Source organism: Vibrio nomapromontoriensis, assembly GCF_050337205.1.
Lineage (GTDB): Bacteria > Pseudomonadota > Gammaproteobacteria > Enterobacterales > Vibrionaceae > Vibrio > Vibrio nomapromontoriensis.
In genome coordinates, this window is the sequence record NZ_JAKJSS010000031.1 from 1 (window position 1) to 5,159 (window position 5,159).

Genomic DNA, 5,159 nt, shown 5'->3' on the forward strand with positions numbered 1-5,159 from the left:
CCGATACACTTGTATTAGTAACATCTGTTATTAAGCCTGCTGGTACCCAATATGAGTCACCACTGGTAGTCAAATTAGGAACTGGACTACCACATTGAGTACAGAACTCCGACTTGAAGCCTGATTTGGTGGAGTAGGATTTAATTAAATGCTCACCCGAGCACCATCTAAAATTAGACGCTTTTACTATCAGAGCTGAATTAGACGAAGAACCTGAAACTTTTCGGCATAGGGAACAATGGCATTGATAGATGGACGGTAGTTCGCTCAACAGTTCAAACGAAACATCACCGCACAAACAGCTTCCTTTCATTTTGGTTCTCCAAAACTAAATAGTATGCATAACGCCCTGTTAAGGTGTGAGCAACGCAATACCGAAGCCTCCGCATACCACCTTAAACACCAAACGCAACGCATAGTAAAAATGCAACGCGTTGCGAATCACTCTTAAACAGTTTGTTAGCAGTATAACTAGCGAATATTTAAGAATTTTCTATATGAAAGGTGTATAGCCCACACAAGTTTATTTTCTCTATTTTCGATTGTTTTGAACAAATCAGGATTATCACAATAGTGTGTGAATGTTCTAACATCCTGCTTATGCGAAATTAAACCAAGCTTATAAAGAAACGCACCTAGATCTTCCGCAGATTTATATTTGATACCATCTACTGTCGGAATGTCATCACTATCCCGCCCTCTAATATAGTGAGTTTCAATCACGTCGTTTAGTTCGTTGTACGTATATTCTTTATCCCTCGCCCTAAAGCAATCAATTAATGCATCAAGTTCAGAGAACTGATGTTTATGCTCTTTAATTAAATCATGCTTACGGTTTTTTCCGAAGCTTTCTAGGATTTCATCAATATGACGGAACTGAATTTTACGATTTCGAGAGTTTGATCGCTTAGATTGAATGGCAGACATACGACATAGTTGTCCCATCCACCTTGGACGTTTATTGGAAAATGCCGCTATTGCCTCCCAAATTGAAGCATCTGTTTTACCTTTCCATTCGATTGGCGTATCAAATACAATTTGAAAAAGGCGACCATAATTACTTGTATAAGAGAGCTTAGCTTCATCAGAGCCAGGATGATTTCTTTTTACATATGACAAAATCTTATTCGCTAACATATCTCTCATATGCCGGTTAGTCCAAACAATCTCAATTATGTATTGTTCCCATTTATCAAGGTCTTCTAAATGCCGCAAATTTAACCACACATCCGACCTCACTGTTGAACGTATATTTAGATTTTTGGTATTGAATGCCAATGAACGTATTGCACTAAAAAAAGAACCAACTCTCGCCTGATAATCTTCCGTGTCTACGTACTTTGAGTCTATATCATCGATCAGAATCCAAACTTTCGAGTTTTCATTTTTAGCTTGGTAATTTGAAAGAAGACTTTCTAAGTTGTCTGGGATATTGTCTTTTAGTTCTGCATTGACCAAAGGGATTTTCCCTTTAACTCTTGCCAATAGCCCACCAATAAAGTTTTTGCTTTTTAAACCATCTAGCTCAGCACTTTCCACCATTGCAATCTCATCGCTGGACAAGGCAAAGCCGATCTGACTTCCTATCTCGATGATTACTTTTTTACAAATAATTCTTTTCCAATAGTTTTCTAGGTATGCTTGATCTTTTGAAGAGAAATCACCTAAGCCCAGCAATTCATTTCCTGTAACCCTTATTACTATTGGTTCATCATATTCAGAATCATTTTTTAATTTGTACTCTAGGCGAGAAAGCAGAGCGGACTTACCCATTCCTTTTCTGGCACTTACAACGCTTAATCTATTCTCTGAATCAAAGAAATCATAGAATTCATCATTATCAATGTAGTAAGAGTTAAGAACATCTAAATCTTCGTCCTCTCCAGCTTCATTTCCAAACAACTTAGTATCTCTGATATTTACAACTATCATCCTAATCCTCTTTATACTGCTAACGCCTTGTTAAGTAGCAGCTAACTACCACTGCCCCAAACAAGACCACCGTAATCACTAAACCTAACCAGACCAAAATCGCCAAACGTTAGCTGTCTGCTTGAACAATTTGTTATATGCCTGTTTTCGAATAAACTGCAGTTCCACTCAACTCTCCTGACGGCAATCTTCGGTCATTACGTAAAACTCCCTCAAAAATATACCCACAACGCTCTGCTACCGCTCGACTTTTCAGGTTGTGTTCTGCAGCTTTTATTTCAACTCGGTTAGCGTTGAGCGCACTAAACGCATATGACTCTAATGCTTTCACGGCTTCAGAAATGAAACCATTGCCAACACTTGAGCTACGCATCCAGTAACCTATTTCAAAGTACGGTATCGTTTTATCACGGATGATTAACCCTATTGCACCAAGAAAACGCTTTGTACTTTTTTCTATGATTGAATAACGCAACTCACCTTCAAAGTTTTCAAAGTTATTGATAGCTTGTTGTGTATTTTCAATTGATTCGGCTTCTGTTAGCGCGTTAGGAACCCAAGGAAGGTAGACAACAAGTTCGTCTTGGCTTTCTAATATTGCTTCAAGCATCAGAGGTTGATGTTCCATTGAAGGTGGTAGTAGTTTAAGTCTGTCTGTTTCCATATTCTCCAAAATCCCATTAAGGCATATAACGCTTTGTTAAGTAGCAGCTAACGACCACGGCACTAAAACAAGGCCACCATAATCACTAAACTCAACTAAACCAAAATCGCCGACGGTTAGCTGTCTGCTTGAACAATTTGTTAGCAGTGTTCTCAAAGCTCTCGTAAGCACTTTTCCCAGTTTGGCGCACTTAGCTTATACACATGCTCCACATTGCTTGGAGAGTAGTTCGTGTCTAGCAAGGAAAGTGAAAAAGAAAAATAGCCGTCGTTATAACTACTTGAATCAGACCAACTGAAATTAGAGCCACAGTGTTTGCAAAACGTTCTCGTAACACCAATTGATGACTTATGTTCGGTTAAGTGATGACTGCCTACTACATTGACGCTTTCGTAACGTACCAAACCAAATACAGCGAAGGCGCTGCCATGTGCTTTCTGACACATTTTGCAGTGACAACAAATGACTCCTTCAATACCGGAGTTGATAGTTAGACCTACTGCACCACAGAGACACGTACCCTTGTAATCCATTATTTCTCCTATCACTGCTAACGCCCTGCTAAGTGGCGCTAACGATTAACTAACCAAGCGCACTTAACTTCAAACCAAAACCGCCAAGCTTATGGCGTCCACTTGAGCAGTTTGTTAGCTTTTTCGTGCAATAATGCCAGCGTTGCTCACCAAGGCTTTGAAGTAACGCTCTCACCTCAAAACCAATGACCAACATGACGGGACAGAGTTGAACTGTCCAAAAATTCGTAGCCCGAGTTGACGAAACTCAGAGGCAACTCAAAGTTTGCCACTAAGCCAACAACCACATACGCCAATTTTCAATTAAACGTAAATGACTCAGTAGCAAAGAAAAAGCACACAAGAGATGTGAGGTTACCACTAAAGAACAGGTGTAAAGCTAGAACGATGAACCCGTACACCAATAAACTAAACCGTGAAAGCTAACGCCCGGTTAAGTGGTGAGTGACGCACCACCGAACCAAATTTAAACACCGTAATCACACAAGCCAAAATTGACACCAAAAGTGCCGAGCGTTACGAATCCACTTGAACCGATTGTTATATGCCTGTGCGCATAAGTTTGATAAGCCTCAACCCGTCACTATCAACCCCCGCATAACCTAAAAACCACTCTCCGTATTGAATAGGAGCAATTGTTAAAAGGAACTGGAATACGGAAAACCAAGCGCCGAATCGCACTAAAAATACTATTATTTGACCTTCAAGTATTCTACTCAATGCAAACAATATCGCGGCACAAAGAGCTGAAACAATAGGTCCACCAATTATTGATACTATGTTCACTGCTTTTGTAAGCTCAGCTTGTGTTGAACAATAACCAACATTTAAAGGTATCAAACTACTTTGAATTGATAGCCCACCGATAGATAACGAAGATACAAAATCAGAACTTCCTAATGTGATTTGAACTTTTTCGCCAGTAATTAAAATTGGAATGGCATGACCAATCTCATGGAGTAACACTAAAAATGGCATTACAAATACAAAACCGATTAGCAATGCAAAGGCAGTAGTCAATGATATCTCCTCGAATGGCATATAACGCCCTGCTAAGTGGCGCTAACGACCAACTAACCAAGCGCACTTAACTTTAAACCAAAACCGCCAAGCTTATGGCGTCCACTTGAGTAGTTTGTTAGGTGAACTTACTCACGCTCTAAGTGATTAAGCGGTGCCCATGCAAATTTGCCTTCACTACCCACTTTCTCACACCAAATCCAACCATTTAACTCAAATTCTGGTACGAGGATTTCGCCTAATGAAAGCTCATGCTCAATAGCGTGATAATCTTGCAAAACCTCTACATTTTGATTTTGTATATCAAGAATTTGCTTAGGTACCCAACCCAGTTTATTTTCACCACGGCAAAAAACCCAGTTAGCCCAATCTCCTTTAGAGTTCGATTCTTCAACAAATTGAAGCAACTCACCAGACACGATTTGGATAGGATGTTCTGGATTATCCGTATAACTTTCAACTACCTTGTAACGCATACTGCTCCTTACTGCGCTGTTCACCTAACGAATGATATGGACTCCCTCTACCTGACACTCTGCGTGCCATACTTACTCGTTACACGCTGAAGAACTGGAGGTTACCATGTCCACCATTCAAACTATTGGCGTTGACCTCGCCAAGAATGTGTTCAGTATTCACGGCGTTGATGCATATGGCAAGTGCGTCCTACGCAAAACTATCAAAAGAAACAAACTCTTAGACACATTCGCCAATTTACCACCCTGCCTCATCGGGATGGAGGCTTGCTCTGGTGCGCACCACTGGGCAAGGGAGTTACGTAAACTCGGTCATAACCCTAAAATCATGGCGTCCAAATTCGTTATTCCATATCGACAAAATGAAAAGAACGATGCCAATGATGCTGAAGCTATCTGCGAAGCAGTATCTAGACCCAAAACACGATTTGTCTCTATAAAAAGTGAAGAGCAACAAGCGGTACTTTGCCTGCATCGTATTCGTCAGGGGTTAATTAAAACAAGAACCGCAACCATCAATCAACTCAGAGGGCT

At 40.3% G+C, this 5,159-nt stretch carries 7 protein-coding genes; 1 reads left to right on the forward strand and 6 read right to left on the reverse strand.

Translation table 11 applies throughout. The features are described 5' to 3' along the window. The 6 genes from L4D05_RS23785 to L4D05_RS23810 form a co-directional block, all read right to left on the reverse strand. Positions 1-313, reverse strand: a 313-nt coding sequence (locus L4D05_RS23785) for a GFA family protein (protein ID WP_428795465.1), incomplete at its 3' end; no start/stop codon positions are given. Between the two features lie 158 nt (positions 314-471). Then, positions 472-1,932, reverse strand: a complete 1,461-nt coding sequence (locus tag L4D05_RS23790; protein ID WP_428795466.1) for a P-loop ATPase, Sll1717 family — start codon at positions 1,930-1,932, stop codon at positions 472-474. Between the two features lie 133 nt (positions 1,933-2,065). Continuing rightward, complete coding sequence (locus tag L4D05_RS23795; protein ID WP_428795467.1) at positions 2,066-2,596, reverse strand: GNAT family N-acetyltransferase; 531 nt, start codon at positions 2,594-2,596, stop codon at positions 2,066-2,068. A gap of 152 nt (positions 2,597-2,748) precedes the next feature. After that, entirely contained in the window at positions 2,749-3,129 is a 381-nt protein-coding gene (locus L4D05_RS23800; protein ID WP_428795468.1) for a GFA family protein, read from the reverse strand. 540 nt (positions 3,130-3,669) lie between these two features. Next, positions 3,670-4,149, reverse strand: coding sequence for a hypothetical protein (locus L4D05_RS23805; RefSeq protein WP_428795469.1), 480 nt, complete (start codon positions 4,147-4,149; stop codon positions 3,670-3,672). Between the two features lie 128 nt (positions 4,150-4,277). Beyond that, entirely contained in the window at positions 4,278-4,625 is a 348-nt protein-coding gene (locus L4D05_RS23810) for an SH3 domain-containing protein (protein ID WP_428795470.1), read from the reverse strand. 106 nt (positions 4,626-4,731) lie between these two features. On the opposite strand from L4D05_RS23810, the gene L4D05_RS23815 reads away from it, so the two are divergent. Next, on the forward strand, positions 4,732-5,159 hold a 428-nt coding region (locus L4D05_RS23815; RefSeq protein ID WP_428795471.1), incomplete at its 3' end, for an IS110 family RNA-guided transposase.